This window comes from Propionivibrio sp. (genome assembly GCF_016790145.1).
Taxonomy (GTDB): Bacteria; Pseudomonadota; Gammaproteobacteria; order Burkholderiales; family Rhodocyclaceae; genus Propionivibrio.
Genome location: NZ_JAEUOI010000074.1, coordinates 1 through 17486, shown reverse-complemented (window position 1 = coordinate 17486; position 17486 = coordinate 1). Strand labels below are relative to the sequence as shown.

The 17486-nt window shown below is 57.0% G+C and carries 19 protein-coding genes; 4 read left to right on the top strand and 15 right to left on the bottom strand.

The genetic code is table 11. The features are described 5' to 3' along the window. Nucleotides 1-34 precede the first annotated feature (34 nt). From atpG to mnmG, 11 genes are all read right to left on the bottom strand, one after another. Entirely contained in the window at nt 35-901 is an 867-nt protein-coding gene (gene atpG / locus JNM42_RS06525) for a F0F1 ATP synthase subunit gamma (protein WP_294267860.1), read from the bottom strand. A gap of 18 nt (nt 902-919) precedes the next feature. Continuing rightward, nucleotides 920-2458 (bottom strand): F0F1 ATP synthase subunit alpha, encoded by a 1539-nt coding sequence (gene atpA, locus JNM42_RS06520; RefSeq protein ID WP_294267858.1) that lies wholly within the window; start codon nt 2456-2458, stop codon nt 920-922. A gap of 9 nt (nt 2459-2467) precedes the next feature. Beyond that, nucleotides 2468-3004: a F0F1 ATP synthase subunit delta gene (locus JNM42_RS06515; protein ID WP_294267856.1), complete on the bottom strand. Its 537-nt coding sequence runs from the start codon at nt 3002-3004 to the stop codon at nt 2468-2470. A 5-nt stretch (nt 3005-3009) separates the two neighbouring features. Continuing rightward, the gene (locus tag JNM42_RS06510; protein ID WP_294267854.1) at nt 3010-3480 is read right to left on the bottom strand and encodes a F0F1 ATP synthase subunit B; all 471 of its coding nucleotides are present in this window, start codon (nt 3478-3480) and stop codon (nt 3010-3012) included. A 39-nt stretch (nt 3481-3519) separates the two neighbouring features. Continuing rightward, the gene (atpE, locus tag JNM42_RS06505) at nt 3520-3768 is read right to left on the bottom strand and encodes a F0F1 ATP synthase subunit C (protein ID WP_186412073.1); all 249 of its coding nucleotides are present in this window, start codon (nt 3766-3768) and stop codon (nt 3520-3522) included. Nucleotides 3769-3827: 59 nt separating this feature from the next. Then, nucleotides 3828-4697: a F0F1 ATP synthase subunit A gene (gene atpB, locus JNM42_RS06500; protein WP_294267852.1), complete on the bottom strand. Its 870-nt coding sequence runs from the start codon at nt 4695-4697 to the stop codon at nt 3828-3830. Between the two features lie 2 nt (nt 4698-4699). Beyond that, nucleotides 4700-5041 (bottom strand): ATP synthase subunit I, encoded by a 342-nt coding sequence (locus tag JNM42_RS06495; protein ID WP_294267851.1) that lies wholly within the window; start codon nt 5039-5041, stop codon nt 4700-4702. Between the two features lie 231 nt (nt 5042-5272). Beyond that, complete coding sequence (locus JNM42_RS06490; protein WP_294267849.1) at nt 5273-6121, bottom strand: ParB/RepB/Spo0J family partition protein; 849 nt, start codon at nt 6119-6121, stop codon at nt 5273-5275. After that, complete coding sequence (locus JNM42_RS06485; RefSeq protein WP_294267847.1) at nt 6118-6918, bottom strand: AAA family ATPase; 801 nt, start codon at nt 6916-6918, stop codon at nt 6118-6120. The genes JNM42_RS06490 and JNM42_RS06485 overlap by 4 nt, the downstream gene beginning before the upstream one ends. Before the next feature lies 1 nt (nt 6919). Continuing rightward, nucleotides 6920-7570 (bottom strand): 16S rRNA (guanine(527)-N(7))-methyltransferase RsmG, encoded by a 651-nt coding sequence (rsmG, locus tag JNM42_RS06480; RefSeq protein ID WP_294267845.1) that lies wholly within the window; start codon nt 7568-7570, stop codon nt 6920-6922. Nucleotides 7571-7583: 13 nt separating this feature from the next. Then, nucleotides 7584-9503: a tRNA uridine-5-carboxymethylaminomethyl(34) synthesis enzyme MnmG gene (mnmG, locus tag JNM42_RS06475; protein ID WP_294267843.1), complete on the bottom strand. Its 1920-nt coding sequence runs from the start codon at nt 9501-9503 to the stop codon at nt 7584-7586. Nucleotides 9504-9783: 280 nt separating this feature from the next. Between mnmG and JNM42_RS06470 the strand changes: the two genes are divergently transcribed. Then, on the top strand, nt 9784-11508 hold the full coding sequence (locus JNM42_RS06470; RefSeq protein WP_294267841.1) for a response regulator: 1725 nt from the start codon (nt 9784-9786) through the stop codon (nt 11506-11508). Here the strand turns inward: JNM42_RS06470 and mutY are convergent. After that, nucleotides 11505-12557, bottom strand: a complete 1053-nt coding sequence (gene mutY, locus JNM42_RS06465; RefSeq protein WP_294267839.1) for an A/G-specific adenine glycosylase — start codon at nt 12555-12557, stop codon at nt 11505-11507. The genes JNM42_RS06470 and mutY overlap by 4 nt on opposite strands. 179 nt (nt 12558-12736) lie before the next feature. On the opposite strand from mutY, the gene JNM42_RS06460 reads away from it, so the two are divergent. Next, nucleotides 12737-13327, top strand: coding sequence for a flavin reductase family protein (locus tag JNM42_RS06460; RefSeq protein ID WP_294267837.1), 591 nt, complete (start codon nt 12737-12739; stop codon nt 13325-13327). 66 nt (nt 13328-13393) lie between these two features. Further along, nucleotides 13394-13837 carry a c-type cytochrome gene (locus JNM42_RS06455; RefSeq protein ID WP_294267836.1) on the top strand — a complete coding sequence of 148 codons (444 nt, stop codon included), beginning with the start codon at nt 13394-13396 and terminating at the stop codon, nt 13835-13837. Nucleotides 13838-13951: 114 nt separating this feature from the next. Here the strand turns inward: JNM42_RS06455 and JNM42_RS06450 are convergent, their stop codons facing one another. Continuing rightward, the gene (locus tag JNM42_RS06450) at nt 13952-14362 is read right to left on the bottom strand and encodes an amine oxidase (RefSeq protein ID WP_294267834.1); all 411 of its coding nucleotides are present in this window, start codon (nt 14360-14362) and stop codon (nt 13952-13954) included. A 230-nt stretch (nt 14363-14592) separates the two neighbouring features. On the opposite strand from JNM42_RS06450, the gene JNM42_RS06445 reads away from it, so the two are divergent. Beyond that, nucleotides 14593-14907 (top strand): DUF805 domain-containing protein, encoded by a 315-nt coding sequence (locus JNM42_RS06445; RefSeq protein ID WP_294267833.1) that lies wholly within the window; start codon nt 14593-14595, stop codon nt 14905-14907. A 222-nt stretch (nt 14908-15129) separates the two neighbouring features. On the opposite strand, the gene JNM42_RS06440 is transcribed toward JNM42_RS06445, so the two are convergent. Next, the gene (locus JNM42_RS06440; protein WP_294267831.1) at nt 15130-17127 is read right to left on the bottom strand and encodes a UvrD-helicase domain-containing protein; all 1998 of its coding nucleotides are present in this window, start codon (nt 17125-17127) and stop codon (nt 15130-15132) included. Between the two features lie 197 nt (nt 17128-17324). Next, a complete protein-coding gene (locus tag JNM42_RS19435) occupies nt 17325-17435 on the bottom strand; it encodes a PEP-CTERM sorting domain-containing protein (protein ID WP_366504413.1) in 111 nt (36 codons plus the stop codon). Nucleotides 17436-17486 lie beyond the last annotated feature (51 nt).

The following is a 17486-nucleotide window of genomic DNA, read 5'->3' as shown; positions in this document are numbered from 1 at the left end:
TCGTATCCCCAATCAATAAACTAAATAGGCGTGGTCAGACAGCCGCCGCGCCGCTGACAATTTCCGAAAGCTCTTTGGTTATCGATGCCTGGCGAGCCTTGTTATAAACCAGCTTGAGTTCACCAATGACGTCTTTGGCATTGTCCGAAGCAGCCTTCATGGCTACCATACGCGCGCTCTGCTCGGAAGCCATATTTTCGGCCACCGCCTGATACAAGCTTGCTTCAACGTAGCGCACCAACAGATCGTCGATAACCAACTTGGCATCCGGCTCGTAGAGGTAATCCCAACTGTTGCGGCTGCTGCTGCCCACCAACTCGCCGGATAGCGGCAGCAATTGTTCAATAACCGGTTCCTGCTTCATCGTGTTGATGAAACGGGTGTAGGCAATGTACAGAACGTCAATTTCGCCCTTGATGTAGGCGTCGAGTTGAACTTTGGTGGGACCGATAAGCTTTTCAAGATGCGGGGTATCGCCCATAGCCACAACGTGCGAGACAATATTTGCTCCGGCGCGCATCATGAAACTGAAGCCCCGGTTGCCTATGGCGGTCACCTGAAGTTTTTTGCCTTCAGCGTCCCACTCTTTCATCCTGCTCAGAGCAAGACGCAGGACGTTGGTATTCAGACCACCACACAGCCCTTTGTCTGAAGTCACCGTAATCAAACCGACCGACTTTACCTGCTCGCGAGTGACGAGGAAGGGGTGACTATAGTCCGTCAGAGCATGCGACAGATTACCGGCCACACGCCTGATTTTCTCGCCATAGGGACGGGCTGCACGCATCCGATCCTGCGCTTTGCGCATTTTTGATGCGGCCACCATCTCCATGGCCTTGGTGATTTTGCGCGTACTTTCTACGCTCTTGATCTTGTTGCGTATTTCCTTGCCGCTTGCCATGGCAATCTCCTTGATCGATCAGGCCAGCGTGGCCTTGAACTCCTCGATCGCCTTGGTGAGTTCTTTCTCAGCTTCAGCATCAAGATCTTTGCTCGTCTCGATCTTGCTGACGAGGGCGGCGTACTTCTGCTTGACGAAGCTCTGCATCTGCTTTTCGATATCAAGCGCAATCTTAACTTCAACATCATCGAAAAAGCCCTTGTTAACAGCGTGCAAGGTAATCGCCATCTCGGAAATTGCCATCGGTGAGTATTGTGGCTGCTTCATCAATTCGGTAACCAGACGACCGCGATCAAGCTGCTTGCGGGTCGCTTCGTCAAGATCGGAAGCAAATTGCGCGAAGGCGGCTAGTTCGCGGTACTGGGCGAGCGCCAGACGCACGCCACCGCCGAGCTTCTTGATGACCTTGGTCTGCGCCGCACCACCAACACGCGAAACCGAAATACCGGCATCAATGGCCGGCCGGACGCCGGAGTTGAAGAGGTCGGTATCGAGGAATATCTGGCCGTCGGTAATCGAAATGACGTTGGTCGGAACAAACGCAGACACGTCACCGGCCTGTGTTTCGATCACCGGCAATGCGGTCAACGAACCCGTCTTGCCCTTGACTTCGCCATTGGTGAACTTTTCGACCCATTCTTCCGAAACACGAGCGGCACGCTCGAGCAGGCGGGAGTGCAGGTAAAAGACGTCGCCCGGGTAAGCTTCACGACCCGGAGGACGACGCAACAGAAGGGAAACCTGACGGTAGGCCCAGGCCTGCTTGGTGAGATCGTCGTAAATGATCAATGCATCCTGACCGCGATCACGGAAATATTCGCCCATCGTGCAGCCCGAATAGGGTGCAATGTACTGCAAGGCGGCCGATTCGGCCGCCGTAGCGGCAACGATGATGGTATACCCCATCGCGCCATGTTCTTCCAGCTTGCGCAACACGTTGGCGACCGTCGATGCTTTCTGACCGATCGCAACATAGATACAAATCAGATCCTTGCCCTTCTGATTGATGATGGTATCAATTGCCACTGCGGTCTTGCCGGTCTGACGGTCACCGATGATCAATTCACGCTGTCCGCGACCGATTGGAACCATCGCGTCGATTGATTTCAGACCCGTTTGCACCGGTTGCGAAACCGACTTGCGCCAGATGACTCCAGGCGCTACTTTTTCGATCTTGTCGGTCAGCTTGGCATTGACCGGGCCCTTGCCGTCAATCGGCTGGCCGAGGGAGTTAACCACGCGACCGAGCAGTTCCGGACCGACCGGAACTTCAAGAATGCGACCGGTCGTCTTGACCGTATCACCTTCGGTAATTTGTTCGTATTCACCCAGTACCACGGCACCGACCGAGTCGCGCTCGAGGTTTAGCGCCATGCCGAAGGCACCGCCCGGAAATTCAAGCATTTCACCCTGCATCACGTCGGCCAGACCGTGCACACGACAAATGCCGTCCGTTACCGAGACAACGGTACCCTGCGTGCGGGTTTCGGCGCCTACGTCCAGATTCAGAATCTTGCTCTTGATCAGTTCACTGATCTCGGAAGGATTCAATTGCATGAATTTCTCCTAGTTCTTAAGCGCCGTGGCCATCGCATCAAGCTTGCCGCGAACGGAAGCATCGAGTACCTGGTCACCTACCGCCACCTTGATCCCGCCAATCAGTGTTGCATCCACCTCGACAAGAGGCTGGAGCTTGCTGGAGAAATGGGATTCAAGCTGGCTCATCAGATTTTTCAGTTGTGCATCGTTGAGAGGAAAGGCAGTGCTGATAACAGCCTCCTTGACTCCCTCGTCTTTGCTCTTGAGCTGCTCGTAGATTTCCTGGATTTGCGTCAGTACATCGAGCCGTTCGTTCTCGGCCAGGATACCGATAAATGAAGTCAGTTCCTGGTTGCCCGGTTCGCCGGATAGAGATACAAACAGATTCGCGACCTGCGCGGCGGAAAACTTCGGATTACCAACAACCTTGGTCATTTCGGCGTCTTGCGCGATTGCAGCAAGCCGCTGCAATCGATCTGACCAGGCCTTCAGCGATTTGCTTTCCCGCGCCAGACGGAAAACAGCCTGCGCATAGGGACGAGCGATGGTGACAGATTCAGCCATGAGCGTTAGAGATCCTGTTTGATCGCAGCCAGCATGCTGGCGTGTACCTTGGCATCGATTTCACGGCGCAGAATCTTCTCGGCACCGGCAACGGCCAGTTCGGCAACACGTTCACGCAGGGATTCCTTGACACGCGCAGCTTCCTGTTCGATTTCCGCCTTGGCACCGGCAACGACCTTGTCGGCTTCGACCTTGGCCTGCGTCTTGGCATCCTCGATGATTTGTTGCGCGCGTTTCTCGGCTTGAGCAAGTATTTCAGCTACCTTTAGCTTGCCTTCACGTACAGTTTCAGCCGAATTCTTGGATGCGAGCTCCAGACTATGCCGTCCGCGTTCTGCGGAGGCGAGGCCATCGGCGATCTTTGTCGCACGTTCGTCGAGCGCCTTCATGATGGGCGGCCACACGAACTTCATCGTGAACCACGCCAGAATGAAGAACACAACGATCTGGGCGAACAGAGTTGCGTTCAGATTCACGGTTATCTTCCCTCTGAAAGGTTGATGGGAGATGTCCGCTTATTTGATGACGAACGGGCTGGCGAAGGCAAACATCATGGCGATACCAACGCCGATCAGGAATGCCGCGTCAATCAGACCAGCCAGCAGGAACATTTTGGTCTGCAGTTCATTCATCAACTCAGGCTGGCGGGAGGCGGCTTCAATGTACTTGCCTCCCATCAGGCCGATACCGATACAAGCCCCGATAGCGCCCAGACCGATAATCAGACCACAGGCCAGCGCTACATTACCAAGAACAAGTTCCATGACCACTCCTTCAAATTGAACTACTCAGTTAACAATCAGAACTACAACAAATTATGCACTTAATGACTTTCGTGTGCCTGACCGATATACACCAGCGCCAGCATCATGAAGATGAAGGCCTGCAGCAAGACAATCAGGATGTGGAATATAGCCCATAACGAACCGGCAAGTATGTGGCCAATCCATAACAGCGGTCCAGTCATGCCTGTGGATACACCGTAGGTAGCGCCCATCAGCGCGATCAGCATGAACAGTAACTCGCCGGCGTACATGTTGCCGAAAAGTCGCATGCCGTGGGAAACCGTTTTGGACAGAAATTCAATCATCTGCATCAGGAAATTGGGCAGATAGAGCAAGGGGTGGTTACCAAACGGCGCCGTAAAGAGTTCGTGAATCCAGCCGCCCAGTCCCTTGATCTTGATGTTGTACCAGATGCAGATAAGAAGTACGCCGATCGACATGCCTAGGGTCACGTTAAGATCGGCGGTAGGCACCACACGCAGATAGGCGTGATGATCGCCGGTAACGTACTGCCAGAATCTGGGTAGCAAATCGACCGGCAGGAAGTCCATCGAATTCATCAGGAAAATCCAGACAAAAACGGTCAATGCCAGCGGCGCAACAAAGTGGCGTGACTCCTTGTTGTGAATAATCCCCTTGGCCTGGCTGTCCACCATTTCAACAAGTATTTCTAGCGCTGCCTGGGCACGACCGGGAACGCCGGAAGTCACTTTCTTTGCCAGACGCCACATGAAAAACAGCCCGAGCACACCCATCAGGATCGAATAGAAGACGCTATCCAGATTGATGATGGAGAAGTCGATAATCGACGTCTGCGCGTGACCCGAGGTATTCAACTGGGTCAGGTGGTGGACGACGTATTCGCCAGCGTTCGGAGCGTTTGCAGCAGCTTCGTGACCAGTAACCATGATCAGGACTTTTTCCAGAAAGCCAAAAAACCCGCTTGCAAAGCAAGCCCCAGACCGATAAGCATGGAAAGCCCGTGCAGATCGGAGTATTTCGTAACAACGAGAACCAGTAACCCTACCGTTGCTGCAATCTTGACGAATTCGCCAACGAAGAAATTGGCAGAGTATGAAGCTCCGGGCCGACCAGCCACGTACTTCAGGCGCAAGGCAAACAAAAAGTTAGGCAGGATACACGCCGCCCCGCCCAATATTGCCGACACCGCTCCCTGCGTTCCTGCGAACAAACCAGCCGCTAACGCCGTAATTATTGTTACCCCTACTTGCAGAATGATAGCTCTGAACATTAGCTGATACAAAAATTGGCTATTTACTGCAAGTCGTCTAGTTAACTATAAGACTATTCGAAATGTGCGTCAATACTTATTCGTAGAAGAATTGAATATAGCACTTTGCCAGCCATAAAACAGCACCGAAAATTGATCAAACATCTCGACAGCCTGAAAACTCCAAAAAAAGACCTGCACAGCATTCCGCAAAACTCGGGAATATTTTGATTTATAAATCTTTTTGTTTCCTTAGCGCATCCGCTGCAGGATCCCTTCAAGCTGATCGAGATCACCGAACTCAATCCGGATTTTACCTGCACCCTTCTTGTTCGTGCTGATTTCAACCTGCGCACCGAGAAAATCCGACAGTTCTTCCTGAAGACGCAGCACATCCCGATCCGGCTTTATTGCGGCAACCTGTTTCGGTGGCTTGAGGGCATGTTGTACCAGGCGTTCGGCATCACGCACCGACAGGCCTTTCTGGACTATGCGCTGGGCGAGTTGAATCTGTAGCGCACCGGATAAAGGCAGCAGGGCGCGGGCATGGCCCATATCAATATCCCCACGCATCAGCAACTCCTGTACCGGCGCCACCAACTGCAACAGACGCAGAAGATTGGATGCGGCCGATCGCGAACGACCCACCGCATCGGCAGCCTGTTGATGGGTCATTGAAAACTCGTCGACCAGCCGTTGCAGACCCTGCGCTTCTTCCAGAGGATTGAGGTTTTCGCGCTGGATATTCTCGATCAGCGCCATGGCCAGCGCTGATTCGTCCGGGATTTCACGGATCAGGGTCGCCACTTCGGTCAGGCCAGCCATCTGGGCTGCACGCCAGCGGCGCTCACCGGCGACAATCTCGAACCGGTCTTCGCCCGACTTATCGCCAAGCGGACGTACCAGAATGGGCTGCATCAAGCCCTGAACCCGGATCGAGGCGGCCAGCTCTTCCAGCGAAGTGCTGTCCATCCGGGTGCGCGGCTGGTATTTTCCTGGCTGCAGATTGCCGACCGGCAGCGAGCGTTGCTGCTCCCTGCCCTGCGTTTCGCTGTCGGCCAGCAGGGCATCAAGACCGCGGCCAAGCCCTTTCAGTTTCATGCTTCAGCTCCTTGTGCGACGCCAGGGCGTACGAGCCCATCGCCCCGATCCAGCATTTCCTGCGCCAGAGCCATGTAGGCCTGCGCGCCCTTTGAGGCTCGATCAAAGGCAATCACCGGTTTGCCGTAGGATGGCGCCTCGGCCAGACGGACGTTGCGCGGGATGATGGTGCGATAGACCTTGCTGCCGAAATGATCAACCAACTCGCCGGAGACCTGCTGGGTCAGTGTCGAACGCGGATCGAACAGAGTGCGCAGCAAGCCTTCGATTTCAAGTTTGGAATTGAGATTGGCGCGCACTTTCTTGAGTGTGGCGACAAGATCGGTCAGCCCTTCCAGCGCGTAATACTCGCACTGCATCGGGATCATCACCGATTCTGCAGCCACCAGCCCGTTGACGGTCAACATGTTGAGCGCCGGAGGGCAGTCCATCAGGATGAAATCGTACTCATCCCGGGCCGAAGAAAGCGCCTCGCGCAACCGGTATTCACGAGCCTCCATCTCGATCAGTTCGACCTCGGCCCCTGCCAGTTCACGATTCGCAGGCAGGATATCAAAACCGAAATCGGTCCGGATGCGCACTTCGCTGAAGGTCGAGCGACCGATCAGAATCTGGTAAACGGTTGGCAGTGCAACACGCTTGACAACGCCGCAGCCGGTGGTTGCATTACCCTGCGGATCGAGATCAATCATCAGCACGCGCTGTCCAAGGCTAGCCAGACAGGCAGACAGGTTGACTGCGGTCGTGGTTTTGCCGACGCCGCCCTTCTGGTTGGTCACTGCCAGTATTTTTGCCAACTCAACTCTCCCCTCGACGCTGTGCGTCGGTACAACGCAAAACCACCAGATGCCGCTCCCCGTTAACACCCGGCACCACCAGCCGATGTACGGCATCGACCGCTATAGCTGCAGGCAATCGCCCGATTTCGTCCTCCGGCCAGACACCTTTCATGGCCAGCCAGCGCCCGTCAGCGGCAAGGAGGTGTCGTGAACGAGCAACAAAATCAGCCAGCCCGGAAAATGCACGCGACGTAATCAATGCAAAGCCAGACGCTGGATGATACTGTTCGACTCGCCCGCAGTGAACGGAAATATTGGGCAAACTCAACTCGATCGCGGCCTGTTGAAGAAAAGCCGCCTTCTTCGAATTGCTGTCGATCAAGGTTATACGCAAATCCGGACAGGCAATCGCCAGGGGAATCCCGGGCATTCCGCCACCACTGCCCACATCAAGCAAACTTCCCGCTGCAACAAAGGGCAGCACCGCCAGCGAATCAAGCAAGTGGTGACTGACCGCCTTCTCCTGCTCGCGCAGCGCGGTCAGGCTGTAGATTTTGTTCCACTTGTAAAGCAAGGCCACATAGTCAAGCAGCTTTTGCTGCGCGGCAACCGGCAAATCAATACCCAGTGCGCCCAGACCCTGCTCAAGCTGTTGTACCGCCTGCCTCATGGTTTCGACCTCTTCAGGCCAGTTTGCGAGCCGCATCCTGAGTGCCGCGCCTGAGATGGACCAGCAATATCGAAATAGCCGCCGGCGTCATGCCCTGAATACGCGAAGCCTGACCGATGGTCTCCGGCCGGTGCCGGATCAGCTTTTGCTGAATCTCATTCGACAAGCCACCGATCCGGCTGTAATCCATCTCATCCGGCAAACACGTTTCTTCATTGGACAGGTTCCTGCTCACCTCATCGGCCTGACGGTCGATGTAACCCTGATACTTGGCCTGAATCTCGACCTGCTCAACGACCAAGGCTTCAGAAACACCGCCATCGACACTTGTTTCTCCCCCAGCGTCGCTCACTCGCAAGGTCATCAAGGAGGAATAACTCACGTCCGGTCGCCGCAACAGATCGTACAGCGAATATTCGCGCTCAATCGGCTTCCCAAGCACACGCGTTGCCTCGTCGACCGACACTGTGGACGGATGCACCCAGGTCGATTTCAGTCTTTCCTGCTCGCGTGCAATCGCTTCACGTTTCGCGCAGAAGGCGGCCCAGCGCGCGTCGCCCACCAATCCAAGGCGGCGACCGTGCTCGGTCAGGCGCATGTCCGCGTTGTCCTCGCGCAGGGAAAGGCGATATTCGGCACGACTGGTAAACATGCGGTAAGGCTCGGACACGCCGCGCGTAATCAGGTCGTCGACCAGAACGCCAAGATAGGCTTCGTCACGACGCGGCGTCCAGGCCGCCTTGCCCTGCACGTGCAGCGCCGCGTTGGCACCGGCCAGCAGTCCCTGCGCCGCCGCTTCCTCATAGCCGGTCGTACCATTGATCTGGCCGGCGAAAAAAAGACCGTGAATGGCTTTGGTTTCGAGCGAGGCGTGCAGACCGCAGGGATCGAAGTAATCGTACTCGATGGCATAACCAGGGCGCAGGATGTGGCAATTCTCGAGGCCGCGCATCGAGCGCACGAACGCCAGTTGCACGTCGAAGGGCAGACTGGTCGAAATCCCGTTCGGGTAGATTTCATGCGTCGTCAGCCCTTCCGGCTCGAGGAAGATGTTGTGGCTGTTCTTGGCGGCAAAGCGGTGGATCTTGTCCTCAATCGAAGGACAGTAGCGCGGACCAACGCCTTCGATCAAGCCGGTGTACATCGGCGAACGATCAAGATTGGCACGGATGATGTCATGAGTACGTTCATTGGTACTGGTAATCCAGCACGGCAACTGACGGGGATGCTGGCTTGCGTGACCGAGGAGGGAAAATACCGGTAGCGGATCGTCCGAGTGCTGCTCCTCCATCACAGAGAAGTCAATGGTCTTGCCGTCAAGGCGCGGTGGCGTTCCCGTTTTCAGACGCCCGGCAGGCAATTGCAACTCGCGCAGACGGGCGGCGAGCGAAACCGAGGGCATATCGCCCATGCGTCCGCCGGTGGTGTTCGACAGCCCGACGTGAATCAGGCCGTTGAGAAAGGTACCGGCAGTCAGTACCACGCTACGCGCCGCAAAGCGCACGCCGAGTTGCGTTACGGCACCGGCCACGCGATCACCCTCGACCAGCAGATCGTCGCAGGCCTGGGCGAACAGCGTCAGGTTGGGCTGGTTCTCCAGCCGGCTTCGTATCGCCTGCCGATAAAGAACGCGATCGGCCTGAGCGCGCGTTGCGCGGACGGCCGGCCCCTTGCTTGAGTTGAGGATGCGAAACTGGATACCGGCTTCGTCGGTCGCTGCCGCCATGGCGCCATCGAGTGCATCGACCTCCTTGACCAGATGTCCCTTGCCGATCCCGCCGATCGATGGGTTGCAACTCATTGCACCCAGCGTATCGAGGTTATGCGTGAGCAGAAGCGTCCTGGCGCCAATGCGCGCGCTGGCCAGCGCGGCCTCGGTGCCGGCATGGCCACCACCGACCACTATCACGTCGAAACGGTCAGGAAACTGCATAAGGAGTCCGCCAAGTCCGGGAACGCTGAAGGGATGCGGATTCTACGCCAATTCGCTGAAAAATAACAGGTTTCGACTGACTAGTGTAACTACTGCAAAGCAATCCCCACGCCTGCCGCAAAGTCGCAATGAACGCAAGGGTAGATCAGGAGCACTACTAATTTAAAGGCATTCTTGTTTTCTTTAGGCACTTTGTAGAACGCTCAAGGCTGAAAACAGCTTCAATTCGTAAGCCCCGTCCCGCTTGCTCGCTGACGCACACTCGCGTAATGTTCATTGCATGGCCGCTCCCGAACCCGACCACACCGCCGATCTGATGCAAAAGATGGGGAAAGAACTCGCGAGAATGCGGGTACTTCTCGTCGATCAACACGCCAGCGCGCGCAATTCAATGCGCATCATTCTATCCAATCTCGGGATCAGTTCCGTACATAACGCCGGCTCTTCCATCGAGGTTCTGCGGCAGGTCAAGGCTTATTCGTTCGACATCATTTTCGCTGACTATCTGCTCGAAGACGGGCGTGATGGTCAGCAACTGCTTGAGGAGTTGCGGCAGAAGCATCTGATTTCGCTATCAACCGTGTTCATGGTGATAACGGCTGAGCGCGCCTATCACAACGTAATGTCGGTAGCCGAGCTGGCACCGGACGATTACCTGATCAAGCCCTTCACGGCCGATCAACTACATACTCGTCTGATCCGGGCAATCTACAAGAAACAGTATTTTTCCAAGGTCTTCGGACATCTGGATAACGGTGCATTTGCCGATGCGCTAACGGCTTGTGACCTTCTGATCGGCAAGGAAGCAGCCTTCCTATATGACACGTTGCGCTTCAAGGGCGAAATTCTGAATGTGCTTGGTCGTTTTCAGGAGGCTCAGGTGGTCTATCAACAGGTCCTCGACAACGCCATGGTTCCCTGGGCGCGCATGGGTCTGGCTAGCGCACTGCGTGGAATGGACGAACTGGCCGCAGCCGAAAGCATGGGGAACTCGGTTATCGACGACTTTCCCGAGTATCTTGCCGCATATGACTTCGTTGCCAGCGTACGCGAGGAAATGGGGAAACTTGTGGAAGCGCAGGAGGTTCTGCAAAAGGCCAGCGAAATATCGCCCAATAATTCGTTGCGACAGCGCATGGTCGGCGATGTCGCCGTTCGCAACGAAGATCTTGATACCGCTGAACGTGCCTATGGCAAGGTGCTCGAACGTCATCGCGGATCGTCGCTCAGGATCATCGATGACTACACCAACCTGACACGAGTCATGCTCGACAAAGGCCATACGGATGGTGCGAGAAAGATTACACAGGAACTACGGCGAGACTGGCGCGGCAACAAGCAGGGTGAGTTGGCCTCGCTGATCATGGACAGCCTCTGCGCCGAGCAGGAAGGTGAACCGGCCAAAGCCAGACAGGCGCTGGAAAAAGCATTGGTCTTGCACAGCAGCCTGCAGGGCGATCCCAATCAGAAGGATTTTCCACAGAAAATCGCCGTTGATCTGGCTCACGCCTGTCTGGCGGCTGGAAATACAAGCATGGCGCAGGAAATCCTGAGCAAAGTCGCCGCCGAAAACCACGAAGACCGCAGCATGATCGCCCAAATCCAGGGAGTCTTCTCGAAAACAGGCCACGAGGAGGCGGGTCAATCCATGCTCGCCAGGGTCGGCAAGGAAATCGTCGAGCTCAACAACCGTGGGGTTCTGGCAGCGCGCAGCGGCGATCTCGAGTCTTCGGTGCAGATGCTGATCGAAGCCGCCGAACGCGTTCCCAACCTGCAATTCCTGGTCAACGCCGCCAAGGCGATCTTCACCCTGCTTGAGCGTAAAGGCTGGAACGAAGAAATGGGACAACGTGGAGTACGCTACCTGCATATGGCACAGAGCAAGGAGATGCGTAACGCCAAAGTCATTTCAGCGCGCGAACTCTACCATCAGGTCGCCCGGAAATACGGGATCGAAGTCGTATCGATCAGTGGCAGCCGCAGTCCGGGCGAGAAGAGCGGCTAACCAACTTTCTGCAGCATCCCCCTGAGCAGGCGCCTGATCGGCGTCGGTAGCGCGGCTGTCTCGATCTCAACGTGCTCAAGCCATTGCCACCCGGCTTCTGCCACCAGGCAAGCCCTTGCTTCCACGGTGCAAAGCAGCGGCAGAATGTTCAGGTGAAAATGGCTGAAGCTGTGCCTGAGGCTCGGCAATGGCTGCATGTCGAGCAAACTAAAGCCGTGGCGCCGGGCAAACACCCTGGCCTCGGCTGTACCACCCTCGGGCAGGGTTAACAGGCCGCCCCAGATACCGGCCGGTGGCCGGCGTTCGAGCAGGACGCGCTTTCCATCGTTAAGCAACAACAGGCTCGTTTCGCGTTCAGGCAGGACCTTTCCTGGTTTGGAGACCGGCAGTTCGGCCTGCCGGCCTTCGCGGCGGGCGATGCACAGTGCGTGCATCGGGCAGGACGAGCAGAACGGCTTGCGGCGCGTGCATAGCGTCGAACCCAGATCCATCAGCCCCTGTGTGTAGGCCTCAATATTTTTGGCCGGAAGCAAGGTGTCGGCGAGCAACCACAGCGCTTTTTCCGTTTTCGCCGATCCGGGAAACCCTTCGATGCCAAAACAGCGCGCCAGCACACGCTTGACGTTGCCGTCGAGGATCGCCGCTCGAGTCCCGAAGGCAAAGGCACTGATCGCTGCCGCCGTCGAACGACCGATTCCCGGCAATCCGGCGATGACTTGCACTTCCTTCGGAAATTCGCCGCCGTGATCGGTAACGATGACTTGAGCACAGCGGTGCAGATTGCGTGCCCTCGCGTAATAGCCGAGTCCGGCCCAGAGTTCGAGCACGGATGCCAGCGGTGCCTGCGCCAGCGATTCGATCGTCGGGAAGCGTTCGAGGAAACGCGTGTAGTACGGGATCACCGTGCCCACCTGGGTTTGCTGCAACATGATTTCAGCAAGCCATATGCGGTAGGCATCCCGCGTATTTTGCCAGGGCAGGTCATGGCGCCCGTGTTCTCTTTGCCATTTGATCAGACGGGCAGAAAAAATTCTCAGGGATTCAGTCATGCACACACCGGAAAAAGTAGCGAGATTGTGCAAGTTTCTCGACAGGCACACGCTGCGAGGCGATAATTCGAGGGTTGAACCGTTTGTTGCCACGGGCTACCGTCGGCATGGCCGAACTCCCTAACTTCCCCGAAGAGCGCTGATCTTAGCATGCCGCACCATTCCGCCCAGACCCCCCGATGACCTTCACCACCTCCTCTGCGAACTGCCCCGAGATAACGACGAATGTTGCCGATCTGCCCTGCGAAACCTGCGATAGCGGGCGAACACTGGCGGCCAGAGGCTTTTGTTGCCGCGATTTCCGCAGCACGCTGAGCTGTTTTGCTACCGGAGTGACCGTCGTCACCGCACTGGACATTGACGGTGAGCCGATTGGGCTGACGATCAGCTCGTTCAATTCGGTTTCGCTCGATCCGCCGCTCATTCTCTGGAGCCTGTCGCTGGGCTCGCCGATGCTTGAGTCGTTCCGCAGCGCAAGCCACTATTCGGTGAACGTTCTTTCTGCCGACCAGCAGAACCTCTCCGACCGCTTTGCTTCGCGCAGCAACGAGCACTTTGCCGATCTGCCCCAGCGCAGCGGGCTTGGCGGAGCACCGCTGATCGAAGGCTGTTGCGCCTGGTTCGAATGCAGCAACGAGGCACACTATCCAGGCGGCGATCACCTCATCTTCGTCGGTCACGTCGAGCGTTTTGCCCAGGGAAAAGCGCAGTCGCCGCTGTTGTTCCACGGCTCCCGCTACTGCCAGCTCGCCCCACGGACCAGCGATTGAATCTACCCAGAATCATTGCACTATGGTGCTCTACCAACCTTTACCACTAGATAACAGAGGATCAACATGGCAAACAAACAATACTCATCGAAGATGATCTTGACGATCACGATTGTCGTGGCAATCGTTCTGGTCGTTCTCATCTGGCCACTTTCAATGATTGGCAAGGGAGGCTCCGCTGCCGGCGGCGGTGACGACGCCGAGTTGCGTATCCTGCCGGTAGCCCGGGTGGAAATGAAGAAAGCAGCCGTCAAATCCGACGGCAAGCCGCGTGATGGCGCGACCGTCTACAACGCGGTGTGCATGGTTTGCCATGCCAGCGGCGTAGCCGGCGCGCCGAAGACCGGCGACAAGGCCGCCTGGGCGCCGCGTATTGCCGCCGGAAACGCGACGATGCTCAAGAACGCGACCAACGGCAAGGGTGCGATGCCAGCGCGCGGTGGCGCGGCCGATCTGAGCGATGCCGAGCTTAAAGCCGCCGTCGATTACCTGGTCAGCAAAGCAAAGTAAGCAACCCGCTTGACCCGGAACGCAAAAAGGGGAGGCCGGATTGTGGCCTCCCCTTTTCATTGCCCGGCCCAATGAAGTCTGGACCAGGCGACGACTTCGTAGGTTACTCGCCGATTACTTCTTCACTGCCGGTGCGGCAGCAGGCGCAGCAGCCGTCTCGACCTTCGCTTCCGGCTTGGCCATGGTGCTTGCAGCCGGGGTAGCGGCGGCAGGCGTCGTGCTGGCGTGAGTCGCGTCCGTCTTCTTATTCGCCTTGTGTTTGGCGTGCGGCTTCTTCTCGACCGCTACGGCGTCTTTCTTTTCTTCCGCTTTGGCAGCCGGTTTGGCTTCAACCTTCTTCTCCTCAACCTTCATTTCCGGCTTGGCTGACGTGCTGGCAGCAGGCGCTACGGTGGCTGGCGCGGTGCTGGTCACAGCCGGCTTGACGGCTTCAACCGGCTTGGCGGGGGTAGCTGCAGGAGCCTGGGCGAAAGCGGCGGTTCCGAAAGCAGCAGCGATGGCAAGTGCAATGATGTTCTTAAGCATGATTATCTCCTAATGTTAAAATGGGTTTGAAACTCGGTCGGTTCGCTGGACTGAACTTTTGTTCCGGCCTTGCAAGCATTAACGCGGGGAGTTTCAATCGGGATGTCATTGATCAGGTAACGTCGCGTAACGCTATGTGACGCTGGCGGTCAAAAGATTCGGGCGGCCTGGTCTGCAACGATGCACAGTTCTTGCGGGTTTTATTGCATTCACTCGGGGAGAAATTCAAAATGACTTTTGTCGAATCGATCAGCACCTGTTTTTCAAAGTACGCAGACTTCAACGGGCGTGCACAACGTCCGGAATTCTGGTGGTGGGTACTTTTTGTATTTCTGGTCAACGTCATAACCGGGATGATCAGTCCGCTGATCTCAACCTTGTTTTCTCTGGCGACTCTCCTGCCCTGCATCGCCGTTACGGCGCGCCGGCTGCATGACATCAACCGCTCCGGCTGGTGGCAGTTGATCGGCCTGATTCCGTTGATCGGATTGCTCGTGATGATTTACTGGTGTGTACAGGAAGGCAAGGAACCCAACCAGTACTGAACGGGTTCCAGGTACCGTCCGGTTACGTCAGGAAGCCCCTGAACACGTGCCAAAACGTCATTCCGGTGGAAGCCAGAATCCAGAATGTCAAGGCACTGGACACCGGCTTTCGCCGGTGTGACGGCTCTTTTGGTGTTTCCCTGGCGCTAACCCGACCTACGAGATACTACGGGATTCGGGGTTTTGCCGGATCGGGGCGGCACCGGTACATTTCGATCCGGATCAGCCGACCTTGTTAGCGGCCAGCATTGCCTTCATGGCCGACAGACGCGCCGCGCCGCCGGCCTTGTCCGGTGTGCTGTCGGCTTTCCCGCCCGAGAAACGCAAATCCTCCTTGCCCATCTCGGCGATGAAACGCGAGGGTTCGCAGGGAATGAGTTCGCGCCCCTGCTTGCGCCTTTCGCAGTAACTCAGATGCAACGAGCGTTGCGCGCGGGTAATTCCGACGTACATCAGGCGGCGCTCTTCCTCTATCTTGTCCGGCGCCTGCGACTCGCGGTGCGGCAGCACGCCCTCCTCGACGCCGATCAGGAAAACATGCCTGAACTCCAGACCCTTGGCGGCGTGCAGCGTCGAAAGCTGAACGGCATCGGGCCGGCTGCCGTCCTCCTGCTTGTCGAGCAGGTTGATCAGCGCGATCGTCTGTGTCAGTTCGATCAGGCTCTTGCCGTCCTCCTCGCCCTTTCGTGCCAGCCACTTTATCAACTCCTGAACGTTGTCCCAGCGCGCCAGAGCGATGCGCTTGTCATCCTCGTCGTTCAGCCAGACCTCGTAGCCAATAGCCGCCAGCAGATCGTTCATCACCGGCTCGACCGCTTCCCTGGCCGCACGATATTCCAGACGATTGATGAACTCGCAGAACTCGAGCAGCGGCGCCAACTGGCGCGCCTGCACACGGTGCGCGAATCCTTCCTCGAAAGCGGCGGCAAACAGCGACAGATGTCGTTCGCCAGCATAACTGCCCAGCGCCTCCAGCGTCGTCCCGCCGACCCCGCGTCTGGGCGTCGTCACGGCGCGGATGAACGCAGGATCGTCGTCGCTGTTGGCCAGCAGGCGCAGATAGGCAGTGATGTCCTTGATCTCGGCCTTGTCGAAGAACGACTGTCCGCCAGACAGCGCATAGGGAATGCGCTGATCGCGCAGGAACTGTTCAAGCGCACGCGCCTGGAAGTTGCCGCGATAAAGAACGGCGTAATCGCGATACTCGCCACGATGCTCGAAGCGGTGCGCCTGCAGCTTCATCACCACCGACTCGGCTTCCTTCTCGTTGTCCTTGCAGACGGTCACACTGATCGGATCACCGTGACCGAGCTCGGACCACAGCTTCTTGTCGAACAGCTTTTCATTGTGCGCGATCAGCGCATTGGCCGCCTTCAGGATGCGCACCGTCGAGCGGTAGTTCTGTTCGAGCTTGATCAGCTTGAGGTTCGGGTAATCGCGCGGCAGACCGCGCAGGTTCTCGACATCGGCACCGCGCCAGCCGTAGATCGCCTGATCGTCATCGCCGACGGCGGTGAACGCCGCGCGCGGCCCGGCCAGCAGCCTGAGCAGTTTGTACTGGCAGGCGTTGGTGTCCTGATACTCGTCAACCAGCAGATAGCGCAGACGGTTCTGCCACTTGCCGAGAATTTCCGGGTGATTCTCGAAGAGTTCGACGGGCAGCGCGATCAGATCGTCGAAGTCGACCGCCTGATACGCCTTCAGCGTCGCCGAATAACTGGCGTAGGCCTGCGCGGCCAGTTTTTCGGTTTCGTTGCTCACCCCCTTGAGCGCCTGCGCGGGCGTGACCAGCGCGTTCTTCCAGCCGGAAATCACCGACTGCAAGCGGCGGATGGTCGCCTTGTCCACGCTGCCGGCGAGGTCGGAGACGATGGCGAAGCTGTCGTTCGCGTCGAAGATCGAGAAGCGCGGTTTGTAGCCCAGCGCCCTGGCTTCCTCGCGCAGGATGCGCACGCCGAGCGCGTGGAAGGTCGAGATGGTCAGCCCGGAGGGCTTGTCCCTGAGCAGCTTGCCGACGCGCTCCTGCATCTCCTTCGCTGCCTTGTTGGTGAAGGTGATGGCCGCGATGTTGGACGGGCTGAAACCGCATTCCTCGATCAGATAGGCAATCTTTTGCGTAATCACGCGCGTCTTGCCCGAACCGGCACCCGCCAGAACCAGCAGGGGACCGTCAAGATAGCGAATGGCTTCGCGTTGCGGGGGGTTGGGCAGGAGGTGCATCTAAAATGGGCTAAACCATTTCATCATGCCCGAGTGAAATCTGGGCGCAGAAATTGCCGAGCCCCTTTGGGTATGGAGATCACAGTGATAAAGGGGAAAAGCCTAATTGACCGCTTCACACTGATTGCAGTGACACATGGCCATTCTGGAAAGGAAAAGGGAGCCATAGCTCCCGTAAAGTGATTTGAAAAACTGAATCATGCGACGGCAAGAGTCGTTTTATTGCGTCTTGCGACAGCAGCAAGCAGAGCAAGCCCAGACATCAGTAATGCGTAGGTTTCAGGTTCGGCAACAGTGAGGACGCCAATGTTTGTTGGGCCGCCACCTGAGCTACCGGCACCTGCAATAACAATGCCGCC